This is a genomic window from Vibrio qinghaiensis (genome assembly GCF_002257545.1).
Classification (GTDB): Bacteria; Pseudomonadota; Gammaproteobacteria; order Enterobacterales; family Vibrionaceae; genus Vibrio; species Vibrio ordalii.
Map to the genome: position 1 here is coordinate 1460910 of NZ_CP022741.1, position 17677 is coordinate 1478586.

Consider the following 17677-nt stretch of genomic DNA (forward strand, 5'->3'; position numbering starts at 1 on the left):
GTGTCATAAAATAATCGACACGTCGTTTGGCTTTCGTCTTTGAGGTGCATTCCCTGCACTCAAATGGCATTCAAAAATTGTATTTTATTCAACCAATTACTGTAGAAGTCATGAACGAAGATAAGTTTACCAATGTCTATCGCTTGCCTGGTTCATTGCAAATTCGCATAGCCACATGGCAGCAAACCTTTAAAGGCACTTCTGATTTAGTGCTTCATCAAGTATTAACCGCTAGAAATAATCAGTATAAACAGGCTGACTTTTGGCCTAAGGGCTGGTGTGTGAATCTGTTTGATGAGAGCGATATTTCCATTACGCAGCACGGTACTTACATTCAAACCAGTATGCGAACGATGATTGATCGCAAAATATCGTATAAGCGCGTTTATCTCTCTCGGCTACCTTTAGAAAAAGCCGAGCCCGCCTTGCTTCGCTTTAAGAAAGAGTGGATCCGCAACTACAATAATGTCGCCCAAGAGTATAACAAGAGGAAAAAGAAAGAGTTTATGGCCTTTGCCAGAGAAGAGGTCGAAACACTTTATCCTGCCATCCCTAAAGAACCTTTTGATAAAGCGCTATGGAACCGTTTAGTGGTTTCGATTGTTGGTCACGCCAATAAATTCAACAATCCTTACTTTGTTAAACATGCTGATTTTTAACGTAATAAAATTTAGCATAATAAAAAAGCCAGAGTGGTTTCACTCCGGCTTTTTTGTCAGACATCGCAAATGAAAAGCACTGGCTGAATAACGTAGAATAGAAGAGCAATTAAGCGTAATTGGCATCCACTAATTCACCAGCAACGACTTTGCTTACTTCAGCACGATTTTCTAACCATTTTACAATCAACGCTTTATCTTCTTCTGTTGCTGAACGGTAGCGATCGGCTGCGCACACAAAGCCGTCAAAGATCTCTAATCCACCACCACCGAAACAAAGGCCGATGCTATCCACGTAATCAATAAACTCATCAACGAAGAGATCGTATTGTTCAAAGTCTTTGATAGACGTTGTACAGCTAACTTCAAAACCGAGGATCGCAAATTCACCTAAAAACAGTTTCTTACGGATACGGCGGTTTTTATTTTCTAGCTTGTCGATTTTCATCATATTTTCTCTCTCTGTTTGAATGCGGCATTTATACACCTTTCAGCACCATTTCCAAAATGATTCTTTATATAAACCGCCACAAGCGGACACTTTCACAACAAATTGTTTCAAGATGTGCCAAGACAAAACAAAACAAAACAAAACAAAACAAAACAAGTTAAAACAAGCCGCTCGTCAAGCTTAGTGACGTTAAATTAAAGTCAAGAAAATCATAATTATTGACTGCTTCGCAACTTAATCTAAAAACTGACTACACTGGAGTGTCGCACATGAAAAAGAGCTGCGTATCAAGCAGCTCTTTGCAAGCTAAACCATTTTTGCTAATGCATGTTAAACATTGGCTCATGTCAAACACTGACTAATGTTGAACACCAGATGGATTTTCACCAAATTCAGTCTGTTGATAAATATCTGCAAGGGTTTTTGCACGTTTTGCTGCCTTGAGCCGTTTCGTTGGTTCAAAGTATTGCTCGACCTGCTTCAATGTCTCTTCATGGTCTTGCGCGGATTGGACAAAGTCTGGGTTGGCTAACGCTTCTTGGCGAAGGCGGTTAACTCGTTCTAGCGTTTCCCACAACATATTTCACCTCCAACTTCACTGTGCATACATACAGCTTAGTAAAGAGTGACATAATGTCAAGCAATTAACTGTGGATTTATACAGTTAATTAAAATAAATGCTCATTATTTCAATGAGTCATTAATCTGCGAGGCCTCTTAAGGTGCGCACGTTGATTCTCGAAGCACCAGCTTACCTAGATAGCGATGTATCTTGGCATCATCTGTGCCCTTCCCTTCAGCCAATTGTAGGGCCAAGGCTACTGCGTCCTTCGTCAGTTGCTCAATGGGAAGCGATATTGTTGAGAGATTGGGCACCGAATACGCAGCAGCAGGCTCATCATCAATCCCCATCACAGAGACCTGATTGGGTACCAAAATGGCATGTTCGTAAAGTGCGCGCATTGCTCCTAGTGCCATATCATCGTTACAGGCAAAAATAGCGCTGAACTCACTCTGTTGTTCTAATAACCGTTGAACCGCGGCATAACCCGCCAGCATAGAATTGTCACCTTCAACAACGAGCGTGTGATTGAGCTCAATACCAGCCTGCTGCAAGCCTGACTGATAAGCAGCAAATCGCTGTTGTCCTGTATCACTGTCCAAAGGGCTAGTGATGCAAGCAATGCGGCGATGGCCAAGTTCAAGCAAGTGATTAATTGCTAAAGAAGCGGCTTGATGCTGCTCAAAACCAAAACTATGCAAACCGACTTCTTCCAAGGTTCGATTGAGTACAATCAGTGGCACTGAAACATCAGATTGCAATGATGCCAGCTCATGATTCGACAAATGGCGGCTGTAAAGCATGATGGCGTCACAACGCTGAGTGAGCAATGAGCGCACTGCTGCTAATTCGCCTGCCGCGTTATCGTGACTGTCCATGACAAGTAAGGTCTTACGTGCTTGCTCGGCACCTTGTGCTGCTTGATGCAATAAGCTGCCAAAATAACTCCCTTGAAACTGAGGAAGTATCAGCCCAATCGCATTTGCACTGTTTGTGGCTAATGCTTGCGCCAACACATTAGGTTGATAACCCAAGGTGGACATGGCTTGTAAAACGGCTTCTCGCGTAGTTGCTTTTACTTGGCCAGTTTGGTTGAGTACGCGCGATACGGTGGCTTTAGATACGCCCGCTGCTTTACAAACGTCATTGATTGTCGCCATGGTGACTCCTAATAAAAACCCCCGACTCTTGGAAGCCGAGGGAGTTTACCTAATTTCCTACGCTGGATGAACGCTCTCAATCAACAATTATTATTGTCATTCCACGTTTACAATTGCTCGCCATTGGTTTTGATCACGGACTGATACCAGTAAAAGCTTTTCTTTTTACTGCGAGCCATTGAACCAGAACCATCATCGTGTTTGTCAACATAGATGAAACCGTAACGTTTTTTATATTCACCAGTGGTGAATGACACACAATCGATGCAACCCCAAGGGGTGTAGCCGATGACATCAACGCCGTCTATAGCAATGGCCTTCTTCACTTCTCGTATATGTGCTTGTAAATACTCAATCCGATAATCATCTTGCACTTGGCCTTGCTCATCGACTTCATCGATCGCCCCAAAACCATTTTCGACAATAAAAATCGGTTTCTGGTAGCGTTCATACAACTCAGAAAGCGCGTAGCGAAGCCCTACCGGGTCAATTTGCCATCCCCAATCAGACGCTGTGAGATAAGGGTTTAAGCGACTTTGCTTGAATAAACTGGTTGTTTCGCCTTCAGCGTTGCGATCATCAGAGACAATATTCGTCATGTAATAGCTGATCGCAAGGTAGTCGGCACAACCCTTACGCAGTATCGCTTCATCGCCATCGAGCATATCAACGGTTATCGATTTTCGCTCCCATTCACGCCAAATATAGCTTGGGTAATAGCCACGAACTTGCACATCGCTGAACAAGTACTTCTCTCTCATCATTTCTTGAGAGCGGATCATATCTTCTGGACGACACGACGCGGGATAAAGCGGCATCATATGAATCATGCTACCCATTTGAAATTGAGGGTTGATCTTATGACCGAGATCGACCACTAAAGCACTGGCAATAAATTGGTGATGCATGACTTGGTACATCACCTGCTCTGGGTTGTCATGTTCAGTGAAGATAACCCCTGAGTTACAGTAGCCAAACAGTGGGAATTCCCAATTTCGCTGGTTATTGATCTCATTGAAGGTAATCCAGTATTTCACTTTCTGTTTATAACGCTCCATCACCACTTGGCTAAAGTTAACGAAAAAATCCACAAGCTTGCGATTTGCCCATCCACCGTACTGTTGTACAAGGTGGAATGGCATCTCAAAATGCGAAAGCGTAATAACTGGCTCAATGCCGTATTTCAGCAATTCATCAAAAAGATCATCATAAAATTGTAGCCCTGCTTCATTGGGCGAGACTTCGTCACCTTGTGGAAAAATACGAGTCCAAGCAATTGAGGTTCTAAAACATTTAAAACCCATCTCAGCAAAAAGTGCAATGTCACCTTTGTAATGACTATAAAAATCAACGGCTTCATGGTTAGGATAGAAATAATTTGCATCCACACCGGAGGTCATCACCCTAGGTACTTCATGCGCTCCTTTTGAGAGCACATCGACAATGCTGACTCCTTTTCCACCTTGGTTCCATCCACCTTCAACTTGATGTGCTGCTACAGCCCCACCCCATAAAAAATCTTTTGGAAAACCATTCGTTGCCATCGTCATCTACCTCGTCTTCATTTGCTGACTCAATGTACCCTTATGTCGATCTAATATGCTATTTCACGCCATGTGGACAGGTTGTATAGAAATACATCATCGCTTTGTTACTTTGTTACTTTGCGTGACATCATAAACGATTATCGGAAAAATGTAACCGGTTTCAGAAACCGGTTACATTAAAATTAATAATTCTAATGTTCTCTGAAGAAAATACGCACTATTTGTTACTGACAAGTGGCAAACAGAGACATTCCGTAGCACTTTTGCTGTGACTACTGTATGCTTGCGCCTTTCCGCAACGTGATGCGGATCACTTCCTTATTTACATATCGAGACATTTTAATGAGTTTTGCCTCTCTGGGTTTATCCCATGCCATCCTGAAAGCCGTTGCTTCTCAAGGTTACGAAACACCATCGCCAATTCAGGCGCAAGCTATTCCAGCCGTTCTTGAAGGCAAAGATGTGATGGCAGCGGCCCAGACAGGTACCGGGAAAACCGCAGGATTTACCCTGCCCATTTTGGACCTATTAGTTAAAGGCCCAAAAGTAGGCCCCAACCAAGTGCGTGCATTAATTCTGACGCCGACACGTGAATTAGCTGCGCAAGTAGCCGACAACGTGGCAACTTACGGGCAAAACCTTCCACTACGCTCTGAAGTTATTTTCGGCGGTGTGAAAGTTAACCCACAGATGATGAAAATGCGTCGTGGGGTAGATATTTTGGTCGCGACACCGGGTCGACTGTTGGATTTATACAACCAAAATGCGATTAAATTTAACCAATTAGAAATTTTGGTCTTAGACGAAGCGGATCGCATGTTAGACATGGGCTTCATTCGTGACATTAAAAAGATCCTTGCACTGCTGCCAGCAAAACGTCAAAACCTACTCTTTTCGGCCACTTTCTCTGATGAAATTCGCCAACTTGCGAAAGGGTTAGTTAACAACCCAGTCGAGATTTCGGTTACGCCACGCAATAGTACCGCCAAAACCGTCAAACAGTGGGTGCATCCTGTAGATAAAGCGAAAAAACCAGCGCTATTGATTCAACTAATCAAAGAAAATAATTGGCAACAAGCGTTGGTATTTACACGAACTAAACACGGCGCTAATCGCTTAACCGCACAACTTGAAGGCAGTGGCATCAGCGCCGCCGCTATTCATGGCAACAAAAGTCAAGGCGCACGTACTAAGGCATTGGCCAATTTTAAAAGTGGTGAGATCCGCATTTTAGTAGCAACGGATATTGCCGCTCGCGGCATTGATATTGACCAATTACCACAAGTGGTAAACTTTGAATTGCCTAACGTCCCTGAAGATTATGTTCACCGAATTGGCCGTACAGGCCGCGCAGGCGCTGAAGGAAATGCAATCTCTTTGGTCTGCGCCGATGAAGCAAAGGACATGTTTGCCATTGAGCGCCTTACCCAAAATTTACTAGAACGAATTGAGGTTGAAGGCTTTGCGCCAGTGAACAAATTACCGGCCTCTCCTTCGCTACAACCGATTAAAGCGAAAAAGCCGAAAAAGAACAAACCAGAACATAATGACGGACAGCGCTCTGGTGATGTAGCAAAAGGTCACAGCATAAGCGCGAATACCAAAACTAATGACAGAAAGCCGAAAGCGGCCAATTCCACTCGTTCAAACAGTAACAAACCAAGTGCAAACCAACCCACGAGAAGCGGATCGGCTGGACAAAATAGACCTCGTAGAACAAACAAAATCGCGGCGAGCTGATATTACTCACTGACTACGACTCTCTGATTAAAAAGTAAAGGCCACTCTCATCTAGTGGCCTTTTTGCTTTTACGCGCCTTTGGGCGGAGTGAATGCGGTTAGAGGAAGTGGCTCTCCTGCATATTTCTCTATTTTTACAATTGAAGAGTTACCAGCACAGCCATTGGCTAACCTTGAAGTAGGTATGTCAGCGGTCAGTACGTTGCATCCTCCGTTTTTACATAAACCATGAGGTTTATCAAAATCAGGCCATGCCCCTTCATGAATACAGACCGAACCTTGCTTAATTCCATCCGTGATCAGCGCGCCAACTAAGACTTGGCCACGTTGATTATAAGCACGGACAAGATCGCCATCTTTGATCCCTCGAGCTTTTGCATCTTCTGGATGAATCCAGATCGGTTCACGGTTTGCTATCGCATATTGGTCGCGTAGTGCCGCATAGTTTAACTGGCTATGGAGACGATGAGCCGCATGTGATGTCATCAATTGCAGTTCATCGGCTTGAGCATTCCCTACCCACTCCGTTGGCGGCATCCACATAGGATGTGGCGGGCAATCGCTATATTTGAAGCCTTCGATGGTTTTGGAGAAAATCTCAATCTTGCCACTTGGTGTACCAAGAGGGTTCAGAATAGGATTCTCTCTGAAAGAGGAATAACGCACAAACTTCGCGTTCGCTTCGTTCCATTTCATCTCAATGAGCTGATTTTGTTTCCAAAAATAGCTGAAGTTAGGCATTGCAATCCGATTCTGGCGACCGATAGCTTGAGCTCCTTTATAGAAACCAGCCAACCATTCCATTTCGGATTTATTTTCCGTATACACTGCACGTCCGCCCGGTTTTAACAGCTCCGCCATATCAGCAAATACATCAAAATCATTTCGCGCTTCAAATTGAGGCTCAATTGCTTGTTTCATCGGCACTAAATGTTGATTGCTATAATCCCCTGTCATGGTGAGATCATTACGCTCAAATGACGTCGTGATGGGCAGTACAATATCGGCGTGTTTTGCGGCCGCAGTCCAATAAGGCTCAGAGATAACGATGAGTTCCGGCTTTTGCCACGCTTTAATCAAACGGTTGGTATCTTGGTGATGAGTAAAGTTTGCACCGCCCGCCCACCAGATCATTTTGATGTTAGGAAATGTTTTCTCATGCCCGTTGTGTTGATATTGACCGGATGGGTTTTCCAACGCTTCTACAATACGAGCCACAGGAAAACTATTTACTGCTCCAGAAACGGCCCAATCATTACCCGCAGATGAACCACCATCAATAGCCGCTGATATAGCAGGTAAAACACCCGCAGTCCGCGTTGGGTTACCGCCATTGGAGTAGTGATATGAAAAACCAAACCCACCACCGGGTAAACCGATCTGCCCTAGCATTGCAGCCAGAGTGACAAGCATCCAGTGTTTTTGTTCACCATATTGCTGACGTTGGATTCCCCAACCAGCCATGATCATAGTTCTATTTTTGCTAAAAATATCGGCCAATAGCTCTAGTTGTTTGGCAGGAACGCCACAAATTGCCTCAGCCCATTGTGCTGTTTTTGGCGTGCCATCAGAATGACCTAGCAGATAAGCTTCAAACTTGTCGTAACCAGCGGTGTATTTATTCAAAAATTCGAGGTTATGTTGGCCCTTTTCAACTAATGAGTGGGCGATCCCCAACATCATCGCAACGTCAGTACCAGGGTGCGGCGCAATCCACTGAGCGTTTTCACCAAAAAATTCGATGGTTTCCGAACGCATAGGATCGATAGCGATAATGGTTTTTTTAGAATGTTTGAGTTGATTAAAAAACTCAAGCCCCGCGCCGTCAGTACTACTCCATGCTATTTTCAGTGTATTAATAGGGTTGAGCCCCCAAAGCACCACAACATCACTACTTTCAAGTACAACAGGGTAAGTTGTTTGTTGTTCATACACTTCTATTGAGCCTACAACGTAAGGCATGATGACTTGCGCAGCACCAGTAGAATAATCACCTAAATGACCCGAATAGCCTCCCGCCATACTCATATAGCGTTGCAGTAGGGTTTGGGCTTTATGTAAAATCCCACTGGATCGCCAGCCGTAAGAGCCCGCAAAAATTGACTCGGCTCCATAAGCAGTGCGAATACGAGCATGCTGTTGGTGGATTAATTGCAGCGCTTTTTCCCAACTAACGCGGACGAACTCATCGTCTCCTCGTTTACCATCTGGCATATGGGGATTGGCTAGAAAACCTTTACGCACCATCGGGTATTTGACCCGAGCTTGAGTATGCACTTGATCTGGCGCTGAGGTTTGTAGACTATTGGGTACGGTTTGCGGCAATGCATTCTTGGAAGAAATAATTTTCCCATCCTTAACTTCAACCAGCATAGCACCCCAACGCCCAGCAGTCAGTACACCAGCTCCTCGCGGTGCGGAAGCGAGAACTGGCATGGGTTTAACCGAAAAAATAGCGACCGCACCTGCAGTTGCACCAGCGCTTTTTAGAAAACTTCGACGTGTGAGAGTAGTCATCACTGAATCCTTATTTCATTTTTTATTGGGCAACAACATCTTTCGCATTGTATTGGAAATATTTCGTGAGGATTTCTAGATCCTCTGCGGAAATAGAGGTACGGTCCCCCATACTTTTTGCCACAGAAGGCCACGCGTTAACCGTAAAATGGTTACTCGGAATTTTGGCATGACATGTTGAACAGTAAACATTGTCCAACTGCTCAGCGTATGCCCAAAGCGAATCCATTTTACCCAACACTGGCGTGTCGATGTCCCCGGCAAGTGTTACTTGACGCCACTGATTTCCGTAGGCATCTTCGTTATACTCTTTTACGCTCAATGCTTTTTGCCCTGCTTCAGTTAACATAGCAATCACAGCACGCTTACCTTCACCCATATACAAGACTTGTTCTGCACCTTGCATCTGATAACCACTCAATTCAACGGTGCGCTTGCCAGTGCTTTCATTCAATACTTTCAACGGTGTCGCTGGATTGATCGTTCCGAAATCAGAAATGGGCGTAGATTGCATCGCATAAACAATAGGAGTACCCACAGGGGTTAACTTAGCCTCTTCGACTAAATGGGCTAATGCTTGGCTATCCATTTTGACTTCAGGAAGCATGTGCGCCACACCTTTATGGCAATCAATACAGGTTTGATTATTGTCGATACCGTACTGATGCATTTTTTGTGCTTGCGCCGTTTGGTCGTAAATCTCCATCGCATCTTCACTGTGACATGAACGACAGGTCGCGGAATCGTTTGCTTTTAATTGCGCCCAGACAGTTTCAGCCATCTCTGCTCGATGTGCTTCATACTTTTCAGGTGTGCTGATTTTCTTGGTAATGAACTCATGGTAGATGTCTTTGGATGCTCTAATTTTGGTGATTAAATAATCCATAGTATCAGTGGGTATATGGCAATCAGCACATTCTGCACGGATGCCTTTGGCATTGCTAAAGTGTACCGAGCCTTGATACTCCTGAAAGGGTGCTTGCATAGTATGACAAGAGAGACAAAATTCCGTACTCGACGTTTTTTCTAAAATGACATGAGTTCCTCCAAGGCTTAACCAACCGAGCAGCACCCCAATAGCAAGAACTCCCACTATCATTCTTTTTTTAATATTCATTATTCCTCACAAATCTCAACGGATGTGGTTTTGACAGAACACGTCACATTTATGTGATGCGCATCGTACTCTATAAGGAAATCATACCCCCAAAGAGGGATAGCAACTTGACAGTAGTCAATTTAGACAAGGAACAGGCGTGACTTATGTCACCTTTCCTATAATTAATAAAATAGAAAACAAATGGCCACACAAATGATAGACCTTAAAAACAAATCAAACATAACTAATTGATATTAAAATAAAAGATAAAAACCCTAAAGATAGGTAGATCCTTAATTACAGATAATGTTTACTAAAAATGGTTTGAAAAGTAACAAAAATCACGAATAACCTGCTCAGATTCCTAATGCTCAATTATTTAAAAATAAATGCTTTACTTTGATTGAGTACCATGCGATTATTCGTTCGCTCTGTTGAACAGGGTTATTAATGTAACAAGTAAGCCAAAGTTCCCTTTCAGATTCAATTCAAAGTGTCCTCTAGTTTCATGGTCTCATTTAAATAATTCGTCTCAAAGCAACACCTGTATTTTAAAATTTTTTATTTTTATAAGGGACATAACATGTCTAACACTACTACTGGCACTGTAAAATGGTTCAACGAAACTAAAGGTTTTGGTTTCATTTCTCAAAGCAACGGCGGTCCAGATGTATTCGTACACTTCCGCGCTATCGCTTCTGAAGGTTTCAAAACTTTAGCAGAAGGCCAAAAAGTATCTTTTGTTGTAGAACAAGGTGCTAAAGGTCCTCAAGCTGCTAACGTACGTGCTGAATAATTTCGCATGAATGTGTGAGCGTTGGCACCACGCCAGCGCTCTTATTTTTACCTAGATTATAAATTTTTTACCTAGATTATAAATTATAGTTATCAACGTTATCGCTCAAACTTCTGCTCCGTTCCCTCTGCTTATCCCGTTCGAACATTCAGCCATTTTTGCATAAACCGTTTTGAAAATCCTATTTCTATCTATGTAATATTTTCATTTTTACAAAGGAGATCTACTATGTCTCGTACAACTGGTAGAAAGCGTTTTTGGTTTGCTAAATCTAAAGCAACACAAAAATTACGCTCACTATGAATATTCATTTTAATATTAAACATTGCTCTTGGAATGCGACTATTCATCAACTTAATAGTGACATATTGACACGTCATATATTAAGTCAGATAAATTGCAATTTAGACACTCTTCATCTCAATTTTACTTATGATGAAGAATCTTCTCAAGGAAAAATATTGAATGCTGATGACAAGCTCATTGGCCATTTTAATGTCATCGATTAATACCCAAACACTTTAATAGCCGCCGTTAAAGTTATTTGGGCATTATTCACTTATCTCAGTTTTGCTAGCACTATTTTCTGATCTAATTCGTTGTGATAGTCTTTATAATCTAAACCTACTTCAAAGATGAATTCTGTCACTAAAGTGCGAACACAATCTACCAGCTCTTTCGCATTCCACGGTTTCTCAAAATACCGATTTACACCTGCAGTGTTAATCGCATTGATCGTATCTGTGTGTGTTGCTTGCCCTGTTAACAGAATTTTCTTTGTTTTCTTAAATCTGGAATCTGCTGCGACCTCGGTTAATAATTCGACTCCCGTCTTTCCTGGCATCACATGATCTGACATCAGCAGCGCAATATGCTCACCTTGTTCGTCAAACTCATCCATTAGATCCAATACTTCATAAGCCGATTCACAATCTTCAATATTCAACCAAGAAGTGAGTGGTTGAAGATCTTGCAGTATCGCACTTAATACTTCCCTTTGATCATCGACACAAATGATATTAAGCTTCTCCATAATCGCTCTCCGTGGGTAATTTAATTCTAAATATTGTTCTTTTATTGTCACTTTTGAGTACGACATTTCCACCATACCCAGAAACAATGCGTTTCACTATTGATAACCCTAGCCCCAAACCAAACGACAAGCCTCCTTTTTTGGTGGTGAAGCTTGGTTGGAATATTTTCCGTCTAGTGGCTTCGTCAATTTCAGGACCATTATTCGCAATGGTTACCAATATACGTTGTTTACTTAATTTAGTTTGTATCTCTATCATTGGCTCTGCTATGTTGGCCATCGCATCACACGCATTTTTGATGATGTTTACCCAAATTTGTACCAGCTCTGTCTGAGATCCTTTAAATAAGGGTAATGCAGCTGGCCTAATACGGACACTGACACGTCGTAAATCACTCTGTAATAGTGCCAAAGCTCGATTGATCGTATCGTTGATATCGAACTCTTCATCTTGAGTAATTTCAGTTCGGCCCAGTTGTTTTACTGATTTAACAATGCCAACAGTATGTTTAGAGGCCAAACGTAAATCATGCAAGTCACGGCCCATTTGCCAATAACGAATCGCTAAATGTGGATTTTTCAGCCAGTGCGAAGATAAGTAGTCTTCTGGAACCGCTTTTGCCAAATCTCTTGCCACATTTTTAGGCAGAGCGTATTGCTTTTCGAAAAGAGCACCTCGCCTTCTGGCTTCGCTTGATGATACTTTCTGGCCATACATCAGACCAAAATCGAAAAAGAGGCTAGCTTCAGGATGAACCTCTTCGAGCAGCTCCATGAACAGTACTTCTAATCGCTCAGATTTGCTACTCACTACCCCGATGGCATTGTTCAATTCATGAGCAATGCCCGCCGCTAACTGGCCCAAGGTCGTCATTTGCTCAGCCGAATATAACCTTTCTAATGCTTTTTCTTTTGCCACAGCTTCTTGGGTTGCGCGTCGTTGACGGCGGGACAATTCATTGACGATAACGGGGGTAAACTGGGCGGTTAATGGCCCATAATGATCTTCTTCTAACACTGCCGTAGTCCGGTCGATCCAAGCAAGCTCTACCGTAGATTCAGCCACCACTGTTGAAGAAGCTATCCATTCACCAGAAAAAAAACTGTGCACTCCGATAAAAGCACCTGCACCGGCTGAAAAAACTTTTATCCGTTTATCACCTTTTTCATTGTAATAGCCACTCAATTCTCCCGACCATACGAAATAGAGTCGATCATTATAGCCTTCTTGCTCAATGACAATACTTCCCGCAGGCAGTTTCACCATCCGTTCCGGATGGCGAAAATAACGATCAATGAGTGCAACAAGTCTTTTATCCGACATCATGCTGCCTAACCAATATGACCAACCGCATGAAGTAACCAAACCATGACAAAACTGAGTAGCACCCCAATCACACCGAGGATGGCACCTACTTTAGCCATTTGGTTACTCTGAACGTGTCCGGTAGCATGCGCTAACGCATTAGGTGGTGTACTGATAGGCAATGACATACCAAGTGATGCAGCAAAGGTAACCACGAGAATCAACGTAATTTCTCCACCGAGTGGAGTAAGTGAAGTCATTGAAGCACCAAGCGCGGCCATAATCGGCATTAATAAGTTCGCGGTGGCGGTATGTGACATAAAATTGGCCATAATGAGACACAAAAATGCCGCACCAAATAAGACCACGTAAGGTGAATACTGCGCAAAAGGAATGCTGTTCACCACTAGTTGCGCTAACCCCGTTTTGTCTAATGCAAGTCCTAGCGCAATACCACCAGACACTAACCACAACACATCCCAAGAAATGTTCTTTAGATCTTCTTTGTTGATGATGCCAGTAAGAGAAAAGACAGCCACGGGTATCAGCGCAACGGTATAAGAATTCATACCATGGGTTGAGCCCATCAACCAAAGAAGAATGGTTAGAGCAAAGGTGACATACACAATAATGGCTTTTGGTGTTTTTAAGAATTTACCTTTAATGGTCAATTCAATTTTTTGTTGCTCTGCTTTAAACATGGCGCTAATCAATACCCACGCGAGTGCCATCATTATGATCACAAACGGCACCCCAAAGAGCATCCATTCGCCAAAGGTAATTAAATTTTCACCGACCAGATATTTCAATGCGATCGCATTGGGAGGAGTACCTATTGGCGTACCTATACCGCCAATATTAGCAGCGACCGGAATACACAAAGCAAAAGCAATTCGCCCTGGATCTTTTGGGCCAAATACCGCGATGACTGGCGTTAAAATGGAAAGCATCATCGCTGTTGTTGCGGTATTGGACATAAACATCGAGAAGATACCGGTAATCAACATCAAGCCTAACATGACATACTTGGGGTTATGGCCAAATGGTTTGAGCAGCACTCGTGCAAGGTTGACATCCAAACGATACTTAGTGGCGGCCATGGCTAAGAAAAAGCCACCCAAAAACAACATAATGATTGGGCTAGCAAACGTCGCCATGATCTCAGTATGTTTTAGCAAGCCACCAAAATGAGCCTCTCCCTCTGCAAGCCTCATAAACCAGATGCCTTTATCGGATAGCATTAGGAGCTCTAACACAATCACAACCACCGATGTGGCATAGATTGGGATCGGTTCAAATACCCAACAAAGAGCGGCGAGCAAAAAGATGGCAATCACTCGCTGCTGTATTACGGTCATCCCTTCAAAAGGGAAAGCAGCCATAGGCAACAATAAAATAAGTAATGGAACTAAAATAGGGATGATAAATTTTAAGTAAGGACGCACCATATAAACTCTTCCTGAGTACTCATAAAAACGATAGTTAGAGGTGTACTTGAATCTCGAACAACGTTGCCATTATGTTACAGTTATCCAGCAAAAAGTTTGGTGTTAGATCAATGAACAACGATTACCATTAAGGCAAATACTCAGAATGAGGGGTCGCTTGCAAATCATCTCACCACTCTTAGATATTCAACCAATAATCAACCACCCTCACATCATTAAAGTTAATCAATCATTTTATCTTTGCACAATCAAACATCTGCTACTTTAATAGTATAGGTATCGTCAATTTATAGATAACATGATAACATCCGCGACCAATCAGGATGTAGATCACATTGTCGGTAAATGGATGTTGTTCGCTCAAGCGACTTTTGACAAAAACAATCAAAGGTAACTCATTCATGTTTTTAAAAAATCTATCCATCAGACAGAAAATTGCAGGCTCATTTAGCCTCATCGCTTTAATCAACATCCTCTTTGCTTGGTTTTTATATAGCGAACTCCAACAAGTCAAAAGTCAGTTGGCTAATTTTGCCGACGATACACTTCCAGCACTACAACACGTAGATTCAATGGGCGATAAACTCTCCTATTGGCGTCGTGCGCAGTTTGCCTCCTTGCTCACTGACGATGCAAACGAGCTTAATCAACGCTTAGTGACTAGCCGCCAATTGCAACAAGAAATTGATGCTGGTTTAAAAGAATATGGCAAAAGTGTTTGGCCAGGCGAAGAAGAGCAAACATTTAAAAAGCTAATGAAAGACTGGGATAGTTACACCAGCATAATTGCACAATTCAATCAGGCTTTAGCGAACAATGACAAAAATAGTGCGCATAAACTGTTAAACCAATCTCTCGATAATTTTCGTCATATTGAAGCCGATATAAAAACGTTGATTGGCATTCTGCAAAAGGCAATGGATGGTAACAAAAGCTATATTCTTAAAGCCGTTGATCGGCTGAACACTTCATCCAGTATCAGTAATATTTCTATTCTCGCCGTTATGGTCATTATCACCCTCTTCTTGACTCGCATAATTTGTGGGCCTTTGCGTTTGGTTGTTGACCAAGCAAACGCGATTGCAGAAGGTAACTTAGCAAAACAGATCGATCGTAATGCTATTGGCAATGACGAATTAGGTGAACTTGCCGATGCCTCACAAAAGATGCAAAATAATTTACGCCAACTGATCGAAGAGATCATCTCCGCGGTAACACAACTAAGCAGTGCAGTGGAAGAGATGAGCCAAATCTCCAATATCTCAGCTCAAGGTATGAAAGAGCAGCAATATCAGATCACACAAGTTGCCACGGCTATGGCACAGATGAAAGCTGCAGTGGCCGATGTAGCACGTAATACTGAGGATTCTGCTTCTCAGGCAAGCAATGCAAACACTAAGGCACAAGAAGGTGCTAAAGATAATGCCACTATGGTGGGCTCAATTCAGCAAGTAGCCACAATTATTGGTCAAGCTGGCGAAACCGTTGCAAATTTAGAACAACAATCCACACAAATTAACGTAGTGCTTGACGTTATCCGTAACATCGCTGAGCAAACAAACTTATTGGCACTGAACGCCGCGATTGAAGCAGCCCGCGCTGGCGAATCTGGCCGAGGCTTTGCTGTTGTTGCCGATGAAGTACGCACCCTTGCGGGAAGAACTCAAGCTTCAACCGGTGAAATCACAACCATTATCGAAAAACTACAAACTATGGCAGGTGAAGCCAAAGAAGCGACAGAACGCTCACGAGTTAGTATCGATTCATGTGTCGCTCAAGGAACTCATTCACAGCAACTGATGGTCTCTATTGAAAACTCAGTAGCCCAAATTGCGGATATGGGAACACAAATCGCCAGTGCTTGTAGTGAACAAGATTCTGTTGCCGATGAACTAAGCCGCAATATTGAAAATATTCATACGGCTTCACAAGAAGTCGCGCAGGGTTCAGAGCAAACGGCGCAAGCTTGCCATGAACTCAGTCAATTATCGGTCACATTACAAGACGCCATGGGGCGTTTCAGACTTAACTAAAATAGCGTCAGCCCCTAACGGGGCTTTCTTGTTTTTACTTACCTAGGAGATAGAATGAACTTCAAAGCCTCTTTTCTTACACTGTCAATTGCCATGGCTTTACCCTCTTTTTCAGCGACTACTGCACCTTTAAGCCTTAACGTCAGTGAGCCTTCTATACAAGAAATTCAGCAATCCAATACTTGGCTTGAGATCGATCTTGGCCAATTCAAACAAAATATTGAGCAGTTTAAGAGCCACATCAACAGCCAAACTAAAATTTGCGCCGTGATGAAGGCAGATGCTTACGGCAACGGTATTCGCGGTTTAATGCCAACGATTCTCGCGCAAGGGATCCCTTGTATTGCAATTACCAGTAATGCAGAGGCGAGAGCCGTACGTGAGAGTGGGTTTAAAGGCCAGTTGATGCGTGTTCGCTCTGCGAGCATTGATGAAATCGCACAAAGTGCCGAGTTCAATATCGAAGAGCTAATCGGTAGCAAAATGCAAGCTGAACAACTCGCTCAGCTAAGCCAGCAAAAAGGTAAAACGATAAGAGTACATTTGGCATTAAATGATGGCGGAATGGGGCGCAATGGTATCGATATGTCAACCGATGTAGGAAAACAAGAATCGATTGCGATTGCTACTCAAAGCGGCATACAAATTGTTGGGATAATGACGCATTTCCCCAATTACAATCCAGACGAAATCCGCAGCAAGTTGGCCAGTTTTAATACCAATTCAGCTTGGTTGATTCAGCAAGCAAACCTAAAACGCGATGAGCTGATTTTGCATGTTGCCAACTCCTATACTGCTCTCAATGTGCCGGAAGCACAACTCGATATGGTACGTCCTGGTGGCGTCCTATATGGCGACTTACCAACTAACCCGGAATATCCGTCAATCGTCTCATTCAAAACACGCATTGCGTCATTGCATCATCTTCCTAAAGGAAGCACCGTTGGCTATGACAGTACATACCGCGTAACTAAAGAGAGTGTTTTGGCGAACCTACCTGTTGGCTATTCAGATGGTTACCCTAGAAAAATGGGCAATCGCAGTGACGTATTGATTAACGGTCAACGAGCAAAAGTGGTTGGAGTAACCTCAATGAACACCACATTGGTTGACGTAACCGATGTGAAAGGCGTCCTTCCTAATCAGGAAGTCACCTTGTTTGGCGCGCAAAAGCAAGGCCGAATCACTGTCAGTGAGCTGGAAGAAAACGCAGAGCTCATATTCCCTGAACTGTATACAATTTGGGGCACGGCAAACCCTCGTTTTTACATCCACTAAGCCAAGCATACTTATTTATCTTTTGGTCCGTGAGTGTTTTGCACTCAC

Annotated in this window: 15 protein-coding genes; 6 read left to right on the top strand and 9 right to left on the bottom strand. The window is 43.0% G+C overall.

Annotation, left to right across the window (positions count from 1 at the left end):
• Window positions 1–26 precede the first annotated feature (26 nt).
• The gene (locus CCZ37_RS06720; protein WP_013856799.1) at window positions 27–659 is read left to right on the top strand and encodes an MSHA operon transcriptional regulator; all 633 of its coding nucleotides are present in this window, start codon (window positions 27–29) and stop codon (window positions 657–659) included.
• Window positions 660–768: 109 nt separating this feature from the next.
• On the opposite strand, the gene CCZ37_RS06725 is transcribed toward CCZ37_RS06720, so the two are convergent.
• From CCZ37_RS06725 to CCZ37_RS06740, 4 genes are all read right to left on the bottom strand, one after another.
• Window positions 769–1107: a YggL 50S ribosome-binding family protein gene (locus CCZ37_RS06725; RefSeq protein WP_167372426.1), complete on the bottom strand. Its 339-nt coding sequence runs from the start codon at window positions 1105–1107 to the stop codon at window positions 769–771.
• Window positions 1108–1468: 361 nt separating this feature from the next.
• Entirely contained in the window at window positions 1469–1690 is a 222-nt protein-coding gene (locus CCZ37_RS06730) for a hypothetical protein (RefSeq protein WP_094500094.1), read from the bottom strand.
• A 137-nt stretch (window positions 1691–1827) separates the two neighbouring features.
• On the bottom strand, window positions 1828–2832 hold the full coding sequence (locus tag CCZ37_RS06735) for a LacI family DNA-binding transcriptional regulator (protein WP_010319366.1): 1005 nt from the start codon (window positions 2830–2832) through the stop codon (window positions 1828–1830).
• 107 nt (window positions 2833–2939) lie between these two features.
• Window positions 2940–4376, bottom strand: a complete 1437-nt coding sequence (locus tag CCZ37_RS06740; protein WP_094500800.1) for a 6-phospho-beta-glucosidase — start codon at window positions 4374–4376, stop codon at window positions 2940–2942.
• 345 nt (window positions 4377–4721) lie between these two features.
• Between CCZ37_RS06740 and CCZ37_RS06745 the strand changes: the two genes are divergently transcribed.
• Window positions 4722–6119, top strand: a complete 1398-nt coding sequence (locus CCZ37_RS06745; protein WP_459560164.1) for a DEAD/DEAH box helicase — start codon at window positions 4722–4724, stop codon at window positions 6117–6119.
• Between the two features lie 69 nt (window positions 6120–6188).
• Here the strand turns inward: CCZ37_RS06745 and CCZ37_RS06750 are convergent, their stop codons facing one another.
• Window positions 6189–8636 (bottom strand): molybdopterin guanine dinucleotide-containing S/N-oxide reductase, encoded by a 2448-nt coding sequence (locus CCZ37_RS06750; protein ID WP_094500095.1) that lies wholly within the window; start codon window positions 8634–8636, stop codon window positions 6189–6191.
• Between the two features lie 22 nt (window positions 8637–8658).
• Complete coding sequence (locus tag CCZ37_RS06755; protein WP_094500096.1) at window positions 8659–9753, bottom strand: NapC/NirT family cytochrome c; 1095 nt, start codon at window positions 9751–9753, stop codon at window positions 8659–8661.
• A gap of 565 nt (window positions 9754–10318) precedes the next feature.
• Here CCZ37_RS06755 and cspE point away from each other — a divergent pair.
• On the top strand, window positions 10319–10531 hold the full coding sequence (gene cspE / locus CCZ37_RS06760; protein WP_010317961.1) for a transcription antiterminator/RNA stability regulator CspE: 213 nt from the start codon (window positions 10319–10321) through the stop codon (window positions 10529–10531).
• 299 nt (window positions 10532–10830) lie between these two features.
• Window positions 10831–11040: a hypothetical protein gene (locus CCZ37_RS19315; RefSeq protein WP_094500097.1), complete on the top strand. Its 210-nt coding sequence runs from the start codon at window positions 10831–10833 to the stop codon at window positions 11038–11040.
• Window positions 11041–11090: 50 nt separating this feature from the next.
• Here CCZ37_RS19315 and CCZ37_RS06770 read toward each other — a convergent pair whose 3' ends face one another.
• The 3 genes from CCZ37_RS06770 to CCZ37_RS06780 are packed head-to-tail and all read right to left on the bottom strand — an operon-like array spanning window position 11091 to window position 14315.
• Entirely contained in the window at window positions 11091–11564 is a 474-nt protein-coding gene (locus tag CCZ37_RS06770; RefSeq protein WP_010317964.1) for a response regulator, read from the bottom strand.
• Complete coding sequence (locus CCZ37_RS06775; protein ID WP_094500098.1) at window positions 11551–12888, bottom strand: ATP-binding protein; 1338 nt, start codon at window positions 12886–12888, stop codon at window positions 11551–11553. The genes CCZ37_RS06770 and CCZ37_RS06775 overlap by 14 nt, the downstream gene beginning before the upstream one ends.
• 8 nt (window positions 12889–12896) lie before the next feature.
• Window positions 12897–14315 carry an SLC13 family permease gene (locus CCZ37_RS06780; RefSeq protein ID WP_208613941.1) on the bottom strand — a complete coding sequence of 473 codons (1419 nt, stop codon included), beginning with the start codon at window positions 14313–14315 and terminating at the stop codon, window positions 12897–12899.
• A gap of 404 nt (window positions 14316–14719) precedes the next feature.
• Between CCZ37_RS06780 and CCZ37_RS06785 the strand changes: the two genes are divergently transcribed.
• Both CCZ37_RS06785 and alr read left to right on the top strand, forming a co-directional pair.
• Window positions 14720–16351, top strand: a complete 1632-nt coding sequence (locus CCZ37_RS06785) for a methyl-accepting chemotaxis protein (protein ID WP_167372393.1) — start codon at window positions 14720–14722, stop codon at window positions 16349–16351.
• Between the two features lie 54 nt (window positions 16352–16405).
• Entirely contained in the window at window positions 16406–17629 is a 1224-nt protein-coding gene (alr, locus tag CCZ37_RS06790) for an alanine racemase (protein ID WP_010320657.1), read from the top strand.
• The last annotated feature ends 48 nt before the right edge of the window (window positions 17630–17677 follow it).

Excerpts from the sequence above, each read along its gene's own strand:
- CCZ37_RS06725 (WP_167372426.1), bottom strand. The coding sequence starts at position 1,107 with ATGAAAATCGACAAGCTAGAAAATAAAAACCGCCGTATCCGTAAGAAA.
- CCZ37_RS06730 (WP_094500094.1), bottom strand. The coding sequence starts at position 1,690 with ATGTTGTGGGAAACGCTAGAACGAGTTAACCGCCTTCGCCAAGAAGCG.
- CCZ37_RS06735 (WP_010319366.1), bottom strand. The coding sequence starts at position 2,832 with ATGGCGACAATCAATGACGTTTGTAAAGCAGCGGGCGTATCTAAAGCC.
- CCZ37_RS06740 (WP_094500800.1), bottom strand. The coding sequence starts at position 4,376 with ATGGCAACGAATGGTTTTCCAAAAGATTTTTTATGGGGTGGGGCTGTA.
- CCZ37_RS06745 (WP_459560164.1), top strand. The coding sequence starts at position 4,722 with ATGAGTTTTGCCTCTCTGGGTTTATCCCATGCCATCCTGAAAGCCGTT.
- CCZ37_RS06750 (WP_094500095.1), bottom strand. The coding sequence starts at position 8,636 with ATGACTACTCTCACACGTCGAAGTTTTCTAAAAAGCGCTGGTGCAACT.
- CCZ37_RS06755 (WP_094500096.1), bottom strand. The coding sequence starts at position 9,753 with ATGAATATTAAAAAAAGAATGATAGTGGGAGTTCTTGCTATTGGGGTG.
- cspE (WP_010317961.1), top strand. The coding sequence starts at position 10,319 with ATGTCTAACACTACTACTGGCACTGTAAAATGGTTCAACGAAACTAAA.
- CCZ37_RS19315 (WP_094500097.1), top strand. The coding sequence starts at position 10,831 with ATGAATATTCATTTTAATATTAAACATTGCTCTTGGAATGCGACTATT.
- CCZ37_RS06770 (WP_010317964.1), bottom strand. The coding sequence starts at position 11,564 with ATGGAGAAGCTTAATATCATTTGTGTCGATGATCAAAGGGAAGTATTA.
- CCZ37_RS06775 (WP_094500098.1), bottom strand. The coding sequence starts at position 12,888 with ATGTCGGATAAAAGACTTGTTGCACTCATTGATCGTTATTTTCGCCAT.
- CCZ37_RS06785 (WP_167372393.1), top strand. The coding sequence starts at position 14,720 with ATGTTTTTAAAAAATCTATCCATCAGACAGAAAATTGCAGGCTCATTT.
- alr (WP_010320657.1), top strand. The coding sequence starts at position 16,406 with ATGAACTTCAAAGCCTCTTTTCTTACACTGTCAATTGCCATGGCTTTA.